General features: G+C 55.3%; 19 protein-coding genes. 8 read left to right on the top strand and 11 right to left on the bottom strand.

Features of this window, described 5'->3' with window-relative positions; all coding sequences use genetic code 11:
* Nucleotide 1: 1 nt before the first annotated feature.
* From ACMGGW_RS09150 to ACMGGW_RS09140, 3 genes are all read right to left on the bottom strand, one after another.
* Complete coding sequence (locus ACMGGW_RS09150) at nucleotides 2-304, bottom strand: hypothetical protein (protein ID WP_420279348.1); 303 nt, start codon at nucleotides 302-304, stop codon at nucleotides 2-4.
* The gene (locus tag ACMGGW_RS09145; RefSeq protein WP_420279347.1) at nucleotides 301-522 is read right to left on the bottom strand and encodes a hypothetical protein; all 222 of its coding nucleotides are present in this window, start codon (nucleotides 520-522) and stop codon (nucleotides 301-303) included. Before ACMGGW_RS09145 ends, ACMGGW_RS09150 begins: the two co-directional genes overlap by 4 nt.
* Before the next feature lie 73 nt (nucleotides 523-595).
* Nucleotides 596-928, bottom strand: coding sequence for a DUF5347 family protein (locus tag ACMGGW_RS09140; protein WP_115115984.1), 333 nt, complete (start codon nucleotides 926-928; stop codon nucleotides 596-598).
* Between the two features lie 115 nt (nucleotides 929-1,043).
* Between ACMGGW_RS09140 and ACMGGW_RS09135 the strand changes: the two genes are divergently transcribed.
* Entirely contained in the window at nucleotides 1,044-1,607 is a 564-nt protein-coding gene (locus tag ACMGGW_RS09135; protein WP_420279344.1) for an ECs1072 family phage-associated protein, read from the top strand.
* A 491-nt stretch (nucleotides 1,608-2,098) separates the two neighbouring features.
* Here ACMGGW_RS09135 and ACMGGW_RS09130 read toward each other — a convergent pair whose 3' ends face one another.
* Genes ACMGGW_RS09130 through ACMGGW_RS09115 form a run of 4 tightly spaced genes read right to left on the bottom strand, consistent with a single transcriptional unit; the run spans nucleotide 2,099 to nucleotide 3,051 of the window.
* The gene (locus ACMGGW_RS09130) at nucleotides 2,099-2,320 is read right to left on the bottom strand and encodes a phage filamentation protein Fil family protein (RefSeq protein WP_115115986.1); all 222 of its coding nucleotides are present in this window, start codon (nucleotides 2,318-2,320) and stop codon (nucleotides 2,099-2,101) included.
* Entirely contained in the window at nucleotides 2,317-2,571 is a 255-nt protein-coding gene (locus ACMGGW_RS09125) for a hypothetical protein (RefSeq protein ID WP_261238081.1), read from the bottom strand. The genes ACMGGW_RS09130 and ACMGGW_RS09125 overlap by 4 nt, the downstream gene beginning before the upstream one ends.
* Nucleotides 2,568-2,780, bottom strand: coding sequence for a hypothetical protein (locus ACMGGW_RS09120; protein WP_420279342.1), 213 nt, complete (start codon nucleotides 2,778-2,780; stop codon nucleotides 2,568-2,570). The genes ACMGGW_RS09125 and ACMGGW_RS09120 overlap by 4 nt, the downstream gene beginning before the upstream one ends.
* Nucleotides 2,781-2,790: 10 nt before the next feature.
* Nucleotides 2,791-3,051, bottom strand: a complete 261-nt coding sequence (locus tag ACMGGW_RS09115) for a hypothetical protein (RefSeq protein WP_075686616.1) — start codon at nucleotides 3,049-3,051, stop codon at nucleotides 2,791-2,793.
* A 98-nt stretch (nucleotides 3,052-3,149) separates the two neighbouring features.
* Here ACMGGW_RS09115 and ACMGGW_RS09110 point away from each other — a divergent pair, with 98 nt between their 5' ends.
* The 4 genes from ACMGGW_RS09110 (at nucleotide 3,150) to ACMGGW_RS09095 (ending at nucleotide 5,397) form a co-directional block, all read left to right on the top strand.
* A complete protein-coding gene (locus ACMGGW_RS09110) occupies nucleotides 3,150-3,449 on the top strand; it encodes a helix-turn-helix domain-containing protein (protein WP_420279340.1) in 300 nt (99 codons plus the stop codon).
* A gap of 239 nt (nucleotides 3,450-3,688) precedes the next feature.
* Entirely contained in the window at nucleotides 3,689-4,024 is a 336-nt protein-coding gene (locus ACMGGW_RS09105) for a hypothetical protein (RefSeq protein ID WP_420279338.1), read from the top strand.
* A 23-nt stretch (nucleotides 4,025-4,047) separates the two neighbouring features.
* Nucleotides 4,048-5,025 (top strand): phage integrase, encoded by a 978-nt coding sequence (locus tag ACMGGW_RS09100; protein ID WP_420279336.1) that lies wholly within the window; start codon nucleotides 4,048-4,050, stop codon nucleotides 5,023-5,025.
* Nucleotides 5,026-5,034: 9 nt separating this feature from the next.
* Complete coding sequence (locus ACMGGW_RS09095) at nucleotides 5,035-5,397, top strand: hypothetical protein (RefSeq protein ID WP_313795295.1); 363 nt, start codon at nucleotides 5,035-5,037, stop codon at nucleotides 5,395-5,397.
* Nucleotides 5,398-5,474: 77 nt separating this feature from the next.
* Here the strand turns inward: ACMGGW_RS09095 and ACMGGW_RS09090 are convergent, their stop codons facing one another.
* The 4 genes from ACMGGW_RS09090 to ACMGGW_RS09075 all read right to left on the bottom strand — a co-directional run bounded on the left by ACMGGW_RS09090 (nucleotide 5,475) and on the right by ACMGGW_RS09075 (nucleotide 9,791).
* Nucleotides 5,475-6,104, bottom strand: coding sequence for a hypothetical protein (locus ACMGGW_RS09090; RefSeq protein WP_313795294.1), 630 nt, complete (start codon nucleotides 6,102-6,104; stop codon nucleotides 5,475-5,477).
* A gap of 314 nt (nucleotides 6,105-6,418) precedes the next feature.
* On the bottom strand, nucleotides 6,419-8,467 hold the full coding sequence (prc, locus tag ACMGGW_RS09085; protein ID WP_016927999.1) for a carboxy terminal-processing peptidase: 2,049 nt from the start codon (nucleotides 8,465-8,467) through the stop codon (nucleotides 6,419-6,421).
* Between the two features lie 19 nt (nucleotides 8,468-8,486).
* Nucleotides 8,487-9,197, bottom strand: coding sequence for an RNA chaperone ProQ (gene proQ, locus ACMGGW_RS09080; RefSeq protein WP_004931497.1), 711 nt, complete (start codon nucleotides 9,195-9,197; stop codon nucleotides 8,487-8,489).
* 96 nt (nucleotides 9,198-9,293) lie between these two features.
* Nucleotides 9,294-9,791, bottom strand: coding sequence for a GAF domain-containing protein (locus ACMGGW_RS09075; protein WP_025302587.1), 498 nt, complete (start codon nucleotides 9,789-9,791; stop codon nucleotides 9,294-9,296).
* A 255-nt stretch (nucleotides 9,792-10,046) separates the two neighbouring features.
* Between ACMGGW_RS09075 and yebS the strand changes: the two genes are divergently transcribed.
* From yebS to rsmF, 3 genes are all read left to right on the top strand, one after another.
* Nucleotides 10,047-11,294 carry a membrane integrity lipid transport subunit YebS gene (yebS, locus tag ACMGGW_RS09070; protein ID WP_025302586.1) on the top strand — a complete coding sequence of 416 codons (1,248 nt, stop codon included), beginning with the start codon at nucleotides 10,047-10,049 and terminating at the stop codon, nucleotides 11,292-11,294.
* Nucleotides 11,263-13,893 carry a PqiB family protein gene (locus ACMGGW_RS09065; protein ID WP_025302585.1) on the top strand — a complete coding sequence of 877 codons (2,631 nt, stop codon included), beginning with the start codon at nucleotides 11,263-11,265 and terminating at the stop codon, nucleotides 13,891-13,893. The genes yebS and ACMGGW_RS09065 overlap by 32 nt, the downstream gene beginning before the upstream one ends.
* A 102-nt stretch (nucleotides 13,894-13,995) precedes the next feature.
* On the top strand, nucleotides 13,996-15,432 hold the full coding sequence (rsmF, locus tag ACMGGW_RS09060) for a 16S rRNA (cytosine(1407)-C(5))-methyltransferase RsmF (RefSeq protein WP_167324262.1): 1,437 nt from the start codon (nucleotides 13,996-13,998) through the stop codon (nucleotides 15,430-15,432).
* The last annotated feature ends 192 nt before the right edge of the window (nucleotides 15,433-15,624 follow it).

Raw genomic sequence — 15,624 nt, 5'->3', positions numbered from 1 at the left:
ATCAAACCTTTGAATTGAGATAATAAGAAGCGGCACCGCAAGAAATGCCGAGTGATTTAGCAATCTCGGTTAACGTCTTACCGTCCCGTTTTAATTGCTGACACACTGGCGCATATTTTTTCCGTGCATGGCATTTAAGTGACACGTCCAGGAATTGCGCGCGGCAATACACCGCACGACGCGAACGATTCACAGCCTCGCCAATTTCGGCCGTCGAATACTTCCCCGCCATATCAATGACGGTGTTGTCCTCGCGTTCAGTCCATTGGCGATAGACGCCCAGATTCCACAGTTGAATGCTCATCGTGCAAACTCCCGCTTGAATTCTTTCCTGCTCATCAAACACCAATCGGCCCCACTATTGCGGCTCATGAGCCGCCAGTTAGGGCCGACATTAATTTTTAAAACAGTGGTGTCTTTGGCTGACTTAGCCAATTTATTCTTGCGTTGAAAACCGCGTATTATATTCACGGCGTTGCGGTAAACTTCTGGCGGGGCTGCGTGGTTAGATATATTAATCACTTTCGAAACTCCGTATTCAGACAATAGAAAGCCCGGCGCAATATATAAAAGCGCCAGTTAACCCAGTTGCTAATTACTCGCTTACACTTAACACACTATCGACATTGCTTAATCGCTGCGGGAATGAGCCTACCAACTCCCGCAACTCTCGCATCGCCTCGATAACGGCAAGCCGTTCCCTCTCGGTCAGATGCTCAAATTTCAATTTGTGCCTCGCTCTTGGAATTTCGGCAGTGAAATAAATTAGCCCCCGGTGCCGTGAGTGCAAAGAATTGATAAATTCTTGCGTTTCATTACCGGCATTCTTCGCGGCTGCAATCATCTGCATGCACTTATATGAATGCACCAGCCCGGCTTTAACCTGGCTTGGCGTTGGCGCTACGCCAATATCACTTATCGAATTCATATAACTACCCTCCACACCACCTATATGGGAGAGCACCCCGTTGACGCCCCGCACCAAAGGTTAACGGGCGGGATGCACTCCCATATAGGTGCCGGGTTTTAGCCATGCCCGGCGCATGGTTTTGTGGTATCGTTGCTACGCCTGTTGCTATCCACTCTCAAAAGGACTCAGGCGTAACCCCACCAACCACAAAGGAATGAAAATGGAAGAACGATATAAAAACCTCTTCGACACAATCATTGAGCACGTTGCTAAAATCCACCATATTGAAAAGGAACCAACTCAATATGATAAATTACGCCTTGCACATAGGGCATTTTTCTACTTTAAATTAGAAGTAATGCTGCATTCTTACCGCAATACCCTATCAGACGAATGGGGCCTATTAAATGGCATCAATGCGGCTTACCATTTAATCTCAGTCAAATTGAACACCCCGCTCACATCAGTTGTTAATCTTTCACCACAGCAAGTTATGTTTATTCTCGCCGACGAGGTGCAAAGTTTTAAACTGCCTCAAAAAGCAATTGAGGAAATTACTTACCCTTACCTGGCTCGTCTTCAAGGGCAGGAGATTCAGCAGCCCCCATTAGATTGGAACCTTGATGGGGAATGGCCTCTCGGAGCGGCTGAGAAAGCACTGTATTCAGAAAAGAAACAGTTTCGGATTGTACCTTAGCATTATCAGACAACTGTTTATTAAGCATTCTTGAAACACCGGGGCATTGTTCCAGTTGATTAATCGCCCCGGTAACCTTACCCAGCCACTCGAAAAGTTCATCCTTAGTTAAATTGCCCGGATGAATAAAAGGAGCATCACCAAACGCTTTAGCAGGGTTGGCACTTTGTCGGTTTTCAACGCCGTCATGCAAAACCATGTCACACGCAATAACTTCCGGTGAACCATAAACATTTACACGAACCCGCTCGCTAATTCTAAATAACATAGCCTCAGCGATTTTCAGGTCATCACATTCACAATCAGCAGAATCCCCGATGTAATATACATAACCGGCATGACAACCATTCGTTTCATAGCGACGGCGGAAAAGTGTTGCACCTTCCGGTTTTAATTTATGGATGAAAATATTTTTGAACTGCATTAGCTCTACTCCTTATTACGTTTACAAAGTGCTTTCCGAAACTTCACTTTAGAAAGGACTCTGCCTTTTAAGCGAAAATCCCCATCAACTTGGCAAACCAGCGGGCCTTATTCCGAGGGCGCGCCATGAATGGAGTGCGGCACCCCTTCACGAATTGCACTTCGCTGGCCTTCGGCTGGAAGTGGCGACCGTCCGGGGCTTCAATCCAGCCGCGGGTATGGCGGCGGTGTGTGACCTGCTGGCCGTTGATCAGCATGGCGGCCAGTGATGGACATTGCGCGGTTGTCATTGCTCGGCTTCCTCTAAAATGAACAGCTCGGGGATTTTCTCGTTTGCGATCCAGCTATCTACCGCATTACGAATCGCGACGGCTTCTTTGCTACCGGCGTAGGCTGCAGCCAAAGAGAGGCCCTCAAGAATTGCACATGCCCAAAAAATCTCAGAATCTGAATGCGCCGGAGCCAGAGCGCTGTCCCGTTCCTGGCGCAAGGCGTACATGGTCAGCACCTTGTTGGCTGCTTCATAGAATGGCTGGCTCATACCTTCCCCTCGCTCTGTTCATAAAGTCCGTCGATGTACCCGGTGGCCTCGGCCTGCGCGTCGAACTTGCCGTAAGACTGCTCGCCCTGGCTGACGTGGTACCGGGTAACCGGATTCAACGCCTTCCGGGGCAACCGGGTGATGCTGAAACCTCGGTAAAGGTTGGTATGCTCGCTGACCTTGATCAACGCATGCGCCTGCTGGTTCATGCCGAGCCCCTCAAACCTTCATCCGTAGCGCTTCCTGCGCCTCTTCGTAGGCTTCCAGGAACTCGTAAACCATGTTCACTTCGCGTTCCCTGCCCTTTTTCTTCTTGGTCAGCGTCAACTTGTTTTCGTTGGCCTGCTGCTGAACCGTGCGGACGGTTTGCCCGGTGACCTCCGCGTAGGCGGAAAGCGTCAGTTTCGGGTATGGCAAACAAAAAACTACCGGGCAATCAGGCATTTTCACCATAGCGGGCTTGGGTCTTTTGACTGTCATCGTTTATCCTTCCAGATCACGCACCGGATTCAACCGGACTTACTTGGACTGTGTAGCAATTGCTACCGATGACGAGAGAATAGGGAGCAATTGCTACCATGTCAACCGATCTAGGAAAAAAATTGAGAGACGTCCGGGAGGCTGAAGGCCTCTCCCGCTCGCAATTTGCTGAACTAACTGGGGTTCCTGAAGGTGCCCAAAAATTTTATGAGACTGGGCGGCGGGCTCCGGGGTCTGAAACTCTGCTGAAGATCACGCAGCATCCCCAGTTCGAAAAATACACGTTGTGGTTAATGACTGATAAGACGTCAGAAGCAGCGGGGCAAATCTCTCCGCCTCTCTCCCCTAATGGGCACGACAGCACATCCGACCCCCAAAAAGGCCAGAAGGCTGGTTAACTGCTTTAAAGATAATGGAAAATTGGAAAACCGGCGGGATTTGCTACGAGCGGAATTATTGGGATGTGTGTTAGCTCTTACGGCCCGTTAAAGCCTCAGAGATCTGACCTAAGTCATTTAGCTCCGAGTCTTTCTGATAAGAAAGATGAGCAGAAATTTGCTGTGAAAATAGCACCGATAAAGCTGCTTTTATCAAAGTTACGAAAATGGACAACTTACTTGAGGGAGTTTTACCGCGCATGACTAATAACAACATTGTCAATCTCCAGATTGTAGCTCGTGGTCAAATTATAGACCGACTCGGCAAGGAACTCTATAGCCCTGAGATAGTGACAAAAAGAGGGCCAAGGTTCTACGGCATTAACAGCACGCAAGAATGGGTCAATGTTGCGACCGTGACAACCGCAGGGTTGTCATTCTTAGCCGCCGTAATCGTGGCCTACATCAACAATCAAAAAAATAAAAGGGTGCGGGTTGTTTTCAATGACGGGCCTGTTAAGGAAATTGAAGCCCCCAACCAAAAAGAGTTGATGGAATTATTGCAGAAAATTAAGGGGTTAGAACTTGGCGACTAATTTAATTAGGGGTTCTAAAGGCCATGAGCATTTCTAAACAGGATAACGGGCAATACCTGGTAGACGTTCGACCGCAGGGCCGGAAGGGAAAACGCATCCGCAAGCGCTTTGACACCAAGGGCGAGGCACAGAAGTATGAGCGCTGGGTAATCGCTACGCAGAATAGCAAAGACTGGATCGAGAAGCCGCCAGACCGCCGCCCTCTGACCGAACTGATAGAACTATGGTGGAAGCATTACGGGTGTACGCAGAAATCTGGCGAGAATAACCGGAATGAATTGCTGAACATTGCCAGTGACCTGGGCTCGCCACGCGCCGACCAGGTCAGCATTGCGACGTTCTCAAACTATCGGGCCGAACGCCTGGAAGCCGGTTTAAAAATCGGCTCCATCAATCGGCGGCACATGATGCTGAGCGGCGTGTTTACCAGGCTGATAAAACTGGGGCACTTCCACAACCCCCACCCGCTGAAAGGCCTGGCAAAGCTGAAAGACAACACCCCGGAAATGGCCTGGTTGGACAAGCCCCGAATTGCTATTTTTCTGGAACACCTGACCGGCGACAACCTGAAGGTAGTCAAACTGTGCCTCGCCACCGGCGCGCGCTGGGGTGAAGCGGCCGACCTTACGCGTGATGCCGTGATTAAATTTAAATGCACGTTCACAGACACAAAGAACGGCAAGGACAGGACTGTCCCGATCTCAGAAGAAATCCACGCGATGATCACAGAGGGCGACAGCCGTCAGCTGTTTCCCGATGTGAATTACAACACCGTGCGCAATCTGTTGAAAACGCTTTTCCCTGACCTGCCGGACGGCCAGGCAACGCACGTTATGCGCCACTCGTTCGCCAGCCACTTTATGATGAACGGGGGGAACATCCTCACGCTGCAGAAAATTTTAGGGCACGCGACCATCAACCAAACGATGGTTTACGCCCACTTTGCGCCGGACTATCTGAATGATGCGGTTCGGCTTAATCCATTGAACAACAACCTATAAAGGGATTTTATGAGCCAAGTTGAGAAAGTTAACATTATCAAAATTTATTGCGATAAAACCTATAAAGAAGAAATATCAGCCCTCTTTACAGAGTCGGATCTTGAAGTTGGCGTTATTCACTGCTTTTCAGAAAATGCCCCCGACCTTCTCGCAATCTCATTCAAGATTGGTAGTATGGCAGTAGAAAGGTTGAAAAAGGTGCTTACTATGTTTGTAAAAAAAGACAAAGAAGTGCATATCGCAGTGGTTAACAATGATGGTTCTAGCCTCACCGTAAACTTTAAAAATGTTCCAGAACCTGAACAGGCGGCACTGTTAGAACGCGCTCACGCAATGGCAATCAACACCCTCAAAACGGAACAAGCTGATTAAGGTATAGGCCATCAATCCCTTGTTCTGAAAACAAAAAAACCACCTAAAAAGGTGGTTTTTTGTTTTTCTATCGCCTGTTAACTTAACGGCAAAGCCTGTTTGGAGATGATTGCTAATCTATTCTGATAGTGCTCTGGCTCGCCCCAGAGCCATTGCTCATAGCGACCAACGTCATCATCCGTTTTAATTTCATGCAAATCGCATGTCATCATGTCATATGCATAAACTTTAAGCCCAAAAGCTAAAGCGTCATACATGCGGGCTTGCCAGAAAGACATACCATCATGTGTTTGATTCATATCTGACACAATAACATCATATTTTTCAAGCAGATAACTTAAGAAAATGGAGCCAGCAAAATCATGCAGCTCTTTCCTGTGCTCACGCTTTTGAGTTCTCCATACCAGAACCTGTGTTACCGGACGGCAATTGAGGAAACAATCAGGTTGGATCACCACCCGGTTGTAGTATGCGACATCTTCGGAAACATCGTTAATCAGCGCCAGCTCGAAGTGTGCTTGATTGATCTTGTCTTTTAGACGATCGTCAACACGTACGATTCGATAACCAGGCGAAACAGTGATGCCCTCGATGCTGATCTCTTGCCCATTGGCTAGCACAGAATAAAGGGCGCGGTTATCCTGGCTTTCGTTCAAATGAGCGAAAACTTCGTTAACCTTAATAGCATTTACCAATTTTCCTGGCATAGCTGCCCCCTTCTAGATAGTAGAAAACTACTGCTGCATGCAGTGTACAACTACGGTTGTATATAATCAATTTTTGATTATCCAATCGGACTTGCACGGACTGATGCGGACTAACTAAACAAGAGAAAGATACAATAACATCACCATTGCCAGTGTTCACAGATGATCCACATATTGCCCAAAACACTCGGATTAATGCGGACTTATTCGGATTTTAAACGCGCCCAACCCTTTGTTTTATATGGCAAGTTGTTGATTTTACCCCATAAAAAAACGCACCCGAGGGTGCGTTTTTCATCCTGCCGTACGCGGCCTTATTTGGCCGGCGTTGGCTGCTGAGCGGGCTGATCTTTTTCCAGATGAGCCAGGTCCAGCGCGATATGCACGGATTCATCCAGGTACGGATCCGGCTCCTGGTAATCCTTCGGCAGATCGTCGAGCGATTTCAGCGGCTTCTTGCCCGCGCGTTCCAGACGCTCGTTGATGCGTTTCAGACGGGTCGCGTCGTCATCGTGGTTCTCTTTCTCGCGCACCGCCAGATTGAGGGACACGATGTTGCGTTTATCCTTCAGCGCCTTGTAATGCGCGATATCCTGCGCGATGTACTGGAACTCTGGATTTTGCGCAATGCGCTGCTGGTGATCTTTCAGCAGCTCCGGCTCGAACGGCGTCATATCGCCTGTCTTGCTGTAGGTCGCCGCATTGATGCTGTCCCACGGCATAGCGTTGTCTTCAAACGCTTCGCCGGTTTCCGCCGGATCGACGCCGGTCGGCATCAGAATGTCCGGCGTCACGCCCTTGCGCTGGGTACTGCCGCCATTGACGCGGTAGAACTTCTGAATGGTGTACTGCACCGAGCCAAGCGCTGGCCACTCAGGGCGCAGCATCTGGTCGTAGATGCGGTTCAGAGAACGGTACTGCTGCACGGTGCCTTTACCGAAGGTCGGTTCGCCGACAATCAGCGCGCGGCCGTAATCCTGCATTGCCGCCGCGAAGATCTCGGAGGCGGAGGCGCTGAAGCGATCGACCAGTACCACCAGCGGGCCTTTGTAGTAGGTCACGCCGTCGGTGTCGGCGTCTTCACGCACTTTGCCGTTGTTGTCGCGCACCTGCACCACCGGGCCGCTCGGAATGAACAGGCCGGACAGCGACACCGCTTCAGTCAGCGCGCCGCCGCCGTTGGTGCGCAGATCGATGATCACGCTCTTGACGTTCTGCTTGGCCATCTTCTGCAGCTGCACTTTCACGTCATCGGTCAGACCGACGTAGAAGCCAGGGATGTCGAACACCGCCACCTTCTCTTTGCCGACGGTCTTGATGGTCATTTTCACCGCGCGGTCTTCCAGGCGAATACGCTCGCGGGTCAAGGTGACCACGCGGGTTTTGGTGCCCTTGCCGGCCGGCAGGACTTCCAGACGCACCTTGCTGCCCTTCGGCCCTTTGATCAACGACACCACGTCGTCCAGACGCCAACCGATCACGTCCACCATCGGTTTGCCGGCCTGGCCGACGCCGACGATGCGATCGCCTACGGTGATCGCCTTGCTCTTCGCCGCCGGTCCGCCCGGCACCATCGAGTTGATCAGGGTGTAGTCGTCATCCATCTGCAGCACTGCGCCGATGCCTTCCAGCGACAGGCTCATCTCGGTGTTGAACTGCTCGGTGTTGCGCGGAGACAGATAGTTGGTGTGCGGGTCGATTTCATGCGCAAAGGCATTCATCGCCAGTTGGAAGACGTCTTCGCTGTTGCTTTGCGTCAGGCGCTTGATGGCGAACTGATAACGCTTGGTCAGCGTGTCGCGGATTTCTTTGTCGGTCTTGCCGGTCAGCTTGAGGTTCAGCTCGTCATACGTGACTTTCGCATCCCACAGGCTATCCAGCTCGGCCTTGTCTTTCGGCCACGGCGCTTTGCTGCGGTCGAGATCGATAGTGCCGTTGCCGGTGAAGTTCATCGGCTTGTCCAGCAACGACAACGCATAGGTGTAACGCTCAAAGCGGCGTTTCTGCGCCAGATTGAACAGCGCGTAGAAGGTGTCCAGCTTGCCGGTTTTCAGCTCTTCGCCAACCTGATTGCGTTTGCCGGCGAACTGCGCCACGTCGGAGGCCAGCAGCACGTTATGGTTGTAGTCCAGCATGTTCAGGTAGCGATCGAAGATCTTGCCTGAAAACTCCGCATCGAGGGCGAACTGGCGGTAATGAGAGCGAGTGAAGCGCGAGGTGACGCGCTCACTCACCGTAGCGTGCTGGGGTTCCTGTTGCAGTTGGGGCAGTTGGCCGATGCGGATGTTGGCTGTTTCCGCGCCGTAACTGACACCCGCCCACAGCAGCCCTGCAATCGCTGTTAATCTGACGAATTTGTTCATGCCTGGGTTGGCCTCCGTATCAGAACTGCAAGTGTTCTGCGCGCACAATCATCGCCAGACCGGAAGAGAGCTGCACACGTACGCCATCTTTAGCGATTTCGAGTACGGTAGCATCCATCGCGCTCTTGCCTGCTCTGACTTTGATTTCCTGGCCAATTTGCAGTTTAGAGATATCCGTGACTGGCGCATAACGCGGCTGGCTTTCCTCTTTGGCTGCACGAGGTTGGCGAGCGGGCTGTGGGCGAGTTTGTGGGCGCGGCTTGCGGTTTTCCGGCGCGGCTCCGCCTTCGCGACGTGCAGCGGGTTTTTTACCGGCTGGACGCGGACGGCGCGGAGCGGCATCGGCAGATTCGCCGGCGGCTTCACGTTTTTTGGCGTTTTGTTCGGCACGCTGTGCCTGAACGCGCGCTTTGGCTTCTTCAAGCTGCTGGCGAGCATGATCGACATGCTGCTGCTCAAGTTCACCGCACGGATTGCCGTCCAGATCGACGCGCTGTGCGCCAACCTTGACACCGTACAGATAACGCCAGCTTGAGGTATATAGGCGCAGGGCAGAACGCAATTGCGTTTTGCTGAGATTTTCTTCCCCCTGCACGCGCTCTACCAAATCCTGAAAAATACCGATTTTCAGCGGACGAGCTTCGCCTTCGGCGCTAAAGCAGAGCGGAAAACGCTCGGCAAGAAAAGCAATGACTTCTTTACTAGAGTTCAACTTAGGTTGATTTTCCATGAAATTTCCTGATTACAACGGTATTGCCAACAAGCCACAGGCATGAACAGGCGTCATTATAATGACGCCATCGGTAATTGCCACGTTAACCGTCGATCAACTTGCCGCTACAGTCACATATTTCGCACTGTCACACTGTTCCAGTTGCTCACAAAGCCCCGCCACCACTGCTTTCAGGCCCACTTCATCCTGTTCGTCGAAGCGTTGATAAACCGTGCTGTCGATATCCAAAACGCCGATCGCTCGGCCGCCAACCGCCAGCGGCAGCACGATTTCCGCGTTGCTGGCCGCATCGCAGGCGATATGGCCCGGAAACGCATGCACGTCACCGACGCGCTGCACGCGATTTTCCGCCACCGCCGTGCCGCATACGCCCTTGCCCACCGGAATGCGCACGCAGGCGATCTTGCCCTGGAACGGCCCCAGCACCAGCTGGTCGCCCTCCATCAGATAGAAACCGACCCAGTTCACGTCATCCAGACGCTCGTTGAGCAACGCGCTGGCGTTGGACAGCGCCGCGATAAAGTTGGTTTCCCCGCCGAGCAACGCGCTCAGGTCACGTTTTAATTCCGCGTAGAATTGTTCTTTTGTCATGTGTTAACCATTGAAACAGTGAAGATGGCCAGAAGCCCAAAGCTTAGGCCCTATAAAATAAGCATTAAATGCGTATAGCCACAAGGTTAATCATCTGTTGCTTCACAAAACCCCGTCGCTCGGGGTATGTTTGCCGCTCAGAATCCCGGTTTACCTCGTTTTACCGTCCGGCGCCCGATCGCCGGTGACGCGGCCGGTTTATTTTTCAGCTACGCTGACACTTCCGGCGGGCTCAAGGGCAGCTACTTGTCAAAAATGAAAATACACGCGATCACCGCTCCCCTTTCCAAAGCGCGTCACCAGCGCTGCTGCGAGTGCGACCTGCTGTTCGTGCTGCCGCCGCTCAGCGGCAATCAAGCCGCCTATTGCCCGCGCTGCAACGCCAAGGTGGTGAACGGCCGCGACTGGTCGATGACGCGTCTGACCGCCATGGCGATCGCCATGCTGCTGCTGATGCCGTTCGCCTTCACCGAACCGCTGATCAGCATTCGTCTGCTCGGCACGCGCATCGACGCCAGTTTGCTGGAGGGCATCTGGCAGATGAGCCGCCAGGGCGATCCGCTCACCGCCAGCATGGTGGCGTTTTGCACCCTCGGCGCCCCGCTGACGCTGGTGCTGTCGCTGCTGTACCTGCGCGTCGGCCATGCGCTCGGCATGAACCTGCGCCCGGTGCTGCTGATGCTGGAGCGGCTCAAAGAGTGGGTAATGCTGGACATTTATCTGATCGGCATGGCGGTGGCGGCGATCAAAGTGCAGGATTACGCCGACATCCAGCCCGGCAGCGCGCTGATCGCTTACCTGTCGCTCACGGTGCTGAGCATCCTGACGCTGATCCACGTCAACCTGGAGCAGCTGTGGGAGCGCTACTATCCGCAGGAACAGCCGGAAGGCCCGCCGACGGCGCTGCACATCTGTCTGTCCTGCCACTATACCGGCTATCCCGACGCGCGCGGCCGCTGCCCGCGTTGCCATGTGCCGATGTGCCATCGCCAGCCCTACAGCCTGCAGAAAACCTGGGCGGCGCTGATCGCCGCGATGATCCTGCTGATACCGGCCAACCTGCTGCCGATTTCCATCATTTACGCCAACGGCACGCGGCTGGAAGACACCATTTTCTCCGGCGTGGTCTCATTGGCCACCTCCGGCAACGTGCCGATCGCCGCTATCGTGTTCATCGCCAGCGTGCTGGTGCCCTTCACCAAGGTGATCGTGCTGATCATGCTGTTGCTGAGCATCCACTTCAAAACCTCGCACAGCCTGAAAACGCGCATTCGTCTGCTGCGCCTGGTCACCTGGATCGGCCGTTGGTCGATGCTCGATCTGTTCGTTATCGCCTTGATGATGTCGCTGGTAAATCGCGATCAACTGTTATCTTTTACTATGGGACCGGCCGCGTTTTACTTTGGCTCGGCGGTCATTTTGACTATTCTTGCCGTTGAATGGCTCGATAGCCGATTGATTTGGGATGCACATGCAACAGGAAACGCCGACTACACCGACTGAAGCGCGGGTCAAGAACAAACGCCGCATTTCACCGTTCTGGTTACTGCCGTTCATCGCCCTGCTGATCGCCGGGTGGCTGGTCTATAACAATTTCCAGGAGCGCGGCACCACCGTCACCATCGATTTCCAATCAGCGGCAGGCATCGTCGCCGGCCGCACGCCGGTGCGCTACCAGGGCGTTGAGGTCGGCACGGTGCAAAAAATCAGCCTGAGCAAAGATTTACGCAGCATCGTGGTGGAAGCCAGCATCAAAAGCGATCTGGAAGACTCGCTGCGCGAAGGCACCCAGTTCTGGCTAGTGACGCCCAAGGCCTCGCTGGCCGGGGTATCCGGGCTCGATGCGCTGGTCGGCGGTAACTATATCGGCATGATGCCCGGCAGCGGCAAGGAGCAAACCCACTTCACCGCGCTCGATACCCAGCCGAAGTACCGCCTGAACACCGGCGAACTGATGATTCACCTGCATGCCGACGACCTGGGTTCGCTCAACAGCGGCTCGCTGGTCTATTACCGTAAAATCCCGGTCGGCAAGGTGTATGACTACACCATCAGCGAAGGCAACAAGGGCGTGACCATCGACGTGCTGATCGACCGCCGCTTCGCCAACCTGGTGAAGAGCAACAGCCGCTTCTGGAATGTCTCCGGCTTCAAGGGCGATTTCAGCCTGTCCGGCGCCACGGTGCAAATGGAGAGCCTGGCGGCGCTGGTCAACGGCGCCATCGCCTTCGATTCGCCGGCCGATGGCCAGCAGGCCAAGGGCGATCAAAGCTATACCCTGTATCCGGATCTGGCCCACAGCCAGCGCGGCGTCAATATTTTGCTGGATCTGCCGAGCGGCAACAGCCTGAGTGAAAACCGCACGCCGCTGATGTACCAGGGACTGCAGGTCGGCACCCTGACCAAGCTGACGTTGCAACAGGACAGCAAAGTCATCGGTGAACTGACCATCGATCCTTCGGTGGTCGATCTGATGCGCAGCGGCACCCGCATCGTGATGCGCAGCCCGCGCATCAGCCTCAACGACGCCAAGCTCAGCCAACTGCTGACCGGCACCACGCTGGAACTGGTGCCGGGTGAAGGCGAACCGCAGCAGCGCTTCAACGTGCTGGACAGCAGCGAAACGCTGTTGCAACAGCCGGGTGTGCTGACCGTCACGCTGAATGCGCCGCAAAGCTACGGCATTGACGTCGGGCAGCCGCTGGTGGTGCACGGCGTGAAAGTCGGCCAAATCCTGAGCCGCACCTTGACCGCCGGCGGCGTGGTGTTCACCGCCGCCATCGACGCGCAGTACCGCGGCCTGCTGCATAAAGACAGCAAATTCGTGGTCAACAGCCGTCTCGACGTTAAGCTCGGGATAGACGGCATGGAAGTGCTCGGCGCCAGCGCCCAGGAATGGGTGGACGGCGGCGTGCGCATTATCCCCGGCAGCAAAGGGGAACCAGGCGGCCAGTACCCGCTGTACGCCAACAGCGAAAAAGCCGAGGAAGGCATCGTCGGCAACGCCCCTTCTACCACCCTGACCCTCAGCGCCACCAGCCTGCCGGACGTGCAGGCCGGCTCGGTAGTGCTGTACCGCAAATTCCAGGTGGGCGAGATCGTCAACGTCCGGCCGAAGGCCAACGAGTTTGAGGTGGACGTCTACATCAGCCCGGAATACCGCAAGTTGCTGACTCGCGAAAGCATCTTCTGGGCCGAAGGCGGCGCCAAAGTGCAGCTCAACGGCAGCGGCCTGACGGTGCAGGCCTCCCCGCTCAACCGCGCGCTGAAAGGCGCCATCAGCTTCGACAACCTGCAGGGCGTGACGCTGAACAAAGGCGCCAACCGCGTGCTCTACGCCAGCGAAACTGCCGCTCGCGCGGTGGGCAGCCAAATCACGCTGAAAACCTACGACGCCAGCAAGCTGTCGGCGGGCATGCCGCTGCGTTACCTCGGCATCGACGTCGGCCAGGTGGAGTCGCTGCAGCTGGCGCCGGAGCGCAACGAAGTGTTGGCTAAAGCGGTGCTGTATCCGGAATACGTGCAGACCTTCGCGCGCCTCGGCAGCCGCTTCTCGATCGTGTCGCCGGAGATCTCCGCCGCCGGCGTCAGCAACCTCGATACCCTGCTCCAGCCTTATATCAACGTGGAGCCGGGGCGCGGCCGCGAGCTGCGCACTTTCGAACTGCAGCAGGCCAGCATCACCGACTCGCGCTATCTCGACGGCCTGAGCGTCGTGCTCGACGCCGCCGAAACCGGCTCGCTGCAGATCGGCACGCCGGTGCTGTTCCGCGGCGTAGAGGTCGGCACCATCACCGGTTTCTACCTTGGCGCCATGTCCGACCGGGTGCACGTTGCGCTGCGCATCAGCAAGAAGTATCAACATCTGGTGCGCAACAACAGCGTGTTCTGGCTGGCGTCGGGTTACAACCTGCAGTTCGGCCTGACCGGCGGCGTGATCAAGAGCGGCACCTTCCAGCAGTTCATTCGCGGCGGTATCGCCTTCGCCACCCCGCCGACTATTCCGCTGGCGCCGAAAGCGACGCCGAACAAGCACTTCCTGCTGAATCCGGAAGAGCCGAAGGACTGGAAAACCTGGGGCACCGCCATTCCGCGCGATTAACTTTCGCGTTTTCCTCAGGGCCCGGCAATGCCGGGCCCTGTTTTTTTCCGCTTTGTGATAAACTCTCGCCCTTGTCTTTATTGCACCCTGAGAGTTCGCCCCGTGGCCAAATCCACCGCCGTTTTTCTGCCCCCCGCTTTCCTCGACGCCACCCGCGCCATCATGCCCGCCGAGCTGGCGATGGACGATTTTATCGCCGCTTGCCAGCGCCCCCTGCGCCGCAGTCTGCGCGTCAACACGCTGAAAATCAGCGTCGCCGACTTCCTGGCGCTGGTGCAGGATTACGACTGGCGTTTGGAGCCCATTCCCTGGTGCGCGGAAGGGTTCTGGATCGAGCGCGACGATGAAGAGCTGCGATTAGGCAGCGCCGCCGAACACCTGAGCGGTCTGTTCTATATTCAGGAGGCCAGCTCGATGTTGCCGGTCAGCGCGCTGTTCTCGGGCGACGCGGCGCCTACTCGAGTGCTGGACGTGGCGGCGGCGCCGGGCTCCAAAACCACCCAGATCGCCGCGTTGATGGGCAACCAGGGCGGCATCGTCGCCAACGAATACTCCGCCAGCCGGGTGAAAGTGCTGCACGCCAATATCAGCCGCTGCGGCGTGAAGAACACCGCGCTGACCCACTTCGATGGCCGGGTGTTCGGCGCTGCATTGCCGGAGAGTTTCGACGCCATTCTGCTCGACGCCCCCTGTTCCGGCGAAGGTGTGGTGCGCAAGGATCCGGACGCCATGAGCAACTGGTCGCCGGACAGCGTCGCCGAGATCGCCGCCACCCAGCGCGAGCTGATCGACAGCGCGTTTCATGCGCTGGCACCGAGCGGCGTGATGGTTTATTCCACCTGCACGCTCAATGCTCAGGAAAATCAGCAGGTGGTGCGCTGGCTGCTGGATACCTATGGCGACGCAGTCAGCGTCGAGCCGCTGGGTGAGCTGTTCCCCGGCGCCGACAAGGCGTTGACCGCCGAAGGCTTCCTGCACGTCTTCCCGCAGATTTACGACAGCGAAGGGTTTTTCGTCGCCCGCCTGCGTAAAAAACACGCCGTGGCGCCGTTGGTGAAGCCGACCTATAAAGTCGGTAAATTCCCGTTCAGCCCGCTATCCGGCAAAGAGGCGGCGCTGGTCGCCCAAGCCGCCGCCGCATCCGGCTTAACCTGGGGCGATGACAGCCGGCTGTGGGAGCGCGACAAGGAAATCTGGCTCTTCCCGGCCGAGCTGGAGCCGCTGTTTGGCAAAGTGCGCTTCTCGCGTATCGGCCTCAAGCTGGCGGAGCGCTTCCCGAAAGGTTTCCGTTGGCAGCACGAAGCGGCGATCGCCCTCGCGGGTGCCGGCGGCAAACAGCATTTCGAGCTGGACGCCGCGCTGGCCCAGGAGTGGTATCACGGCCGCGATCTCTACCCTGAGCAGCCGCCGGCGGGCGACGAGTGCATCGTCACCTATCAGGGGCAACCGCTGGGCATCGCCAAACGCATCGGCAGCCGCATAAAGAATAACCTGCCGCGCGAACTGGTGCGCGACGGCGTGCTGGATTTCCACCTGTAAACGATACCGCGCCGGGGAATGAAATTCCCCGGCAATAAAATAACGCTAATAATATTCCCATCGCCGTTCGTTATTATTCTAATCATTTCACTTTATCGGTATACCTCGCCTACAAGCCCCGTCAACCGGGGGGAATGAGAATAAAAAGTTTCTCGTTTTCATCAAGACAATTCCCGATTCTTATTCTATTAA

Source organism: Serratia sp. BNK-4 (genome assembly GCF_048685115.1).
Lineage (GTDB): Bacteria > Pseudomonadota > Gammaproteobacteria > Enterobacterales > Enterobacteriaceae > Serratia > Serratia bockelmannii.
The sequence above is the reverse complement of the archived record's forward strand: the minus strand, read 5'-3'. Positions and strand labels throughout refer to the sequence as shown.

Excerpts from the sequence above, each read along its gene's own strand:
- ACMGGW_RS09150 (WP_420279348.1), bottom strand. The coding sequence starts at position 304 with ATGAGCATTCAACTGTGGAATCTGGGCGTCTATCGCCAATGGACTGAA.
- ACMGGW_RS09140 (WP_115115984.1), bottom strand. The coding sequence starts at position 928 with ATGAATTCGATAAGTGATATTGGCGTAGCGCCAACGCCAAGCCAGGTT.
- ACMGGW_RS09135 (WP_420279344.1), top strand. The coding sequence starts at position 1,044 with ATGGTTTTGTGGTATCGTTGCTACGCCTGTTGCTATCCACTCTCAAAA.
- ACMGGW_RS09130 (WP_115115986.1), bottom strand. The coding sequence starts at position 2,320 with ATGACAACCGCGCAATGTCCATCACTGGCCGCCATGCTGATCAACGGC.
- ACMGGW_RS09125 (WP_261238081.1), bottom strand. The coding sequence starts at position 2,571 with ATGAGCCAGCCATTCTATGAAGCAGCCAACAAGGTGCTGACCATGTAC.
- ACMGGW_RS09120 (WP_420279342.1), bottom strand. The coding sequence starts at position 2,780 with ATGAACCAGCAGGCGCATGCGTTGATCAAGGTCAGCGAGCATACCAAC.
- ACMGGW_RS09115 (WP_075686616.1), bottom strand. The coding sequence starts at position 3,051 with ATGACAGTCAAAAGACCCAAGCCCGCTATGGTGAAAATGCCTGATTGC.
- ACMGGW_RS09110 (WP_420279340.1), top strand. The coding sequence starts at position 3,150 with ATGTCAACCGATCTAGGAAAAAAATTGAGAGACGTCCGGGAGGCTGAA.
- ACMGGW_RS09105 (WP_420279338.1), top strand. The coding sequence starts at position 3,689 with ATGACTAATAACAACATTGTCAATCTCCAGATTGTAGCTCGTGGTCAA.
- ACMGGW_RS09100 (WP_420279336.1), top strand. The coding sequence starts at position 4,048 with ATGAGCATTTCTAAACAGGATAACGGGCAATACCTGGTAGACGTTCGA.
- ACMGGW_RS09095 (WP_313795295.1), top strand. The coding sequence starts at position 5,035 with ATGAGCCAAGTTGAGAAAGTTAACATTATCAAAATTTATTGCGATAAA.
- ACMGGW_RS09090 (WP_313795294.1), bottom strand. The coding sequence starts at position 6,104 with ATGCCAGGAAAATTGGTAAATGCTATTAAGGTTAACGAAGTTTTCGCT.
- prc (WP_016927999.1), bottom strand. The coding sequence starts at position 8,467 with ATGAACAAATTCGTCAGATTAACAGCGATTGCAGGGCTGCTGTGGGCG.
- proQ (WP_004931497.1), bottom strand. The coding sequence starts at position 9,197 with ATGGAAAATCAACCTAAGTTGAACTCTAGTAAAGAAGTCATTGCTTTT.
- ACMGGW_RS09075 (WP_025302587.1), bottom strand. The coding sequence starts at position 9,791 with ATGACAAAAGAACAATTCTACGCGGAATTAAAACGTGACCTGAGCGCG.
- yebS (WP_025302586.1), top strand. The coding sequence starts at position 10,047 with ATGAAAATACACGCGATCACCGCTCCCCTTTCCAAAGCGCGTCACCAG.
- ACMGGW_RS09065 (WP_025302585.1), top strand. The coding sequence starts at position 11,263 with ATGCAACAGGAAACGCCGACTACACCGACTGAAGCGCGGGTCAAGAAC.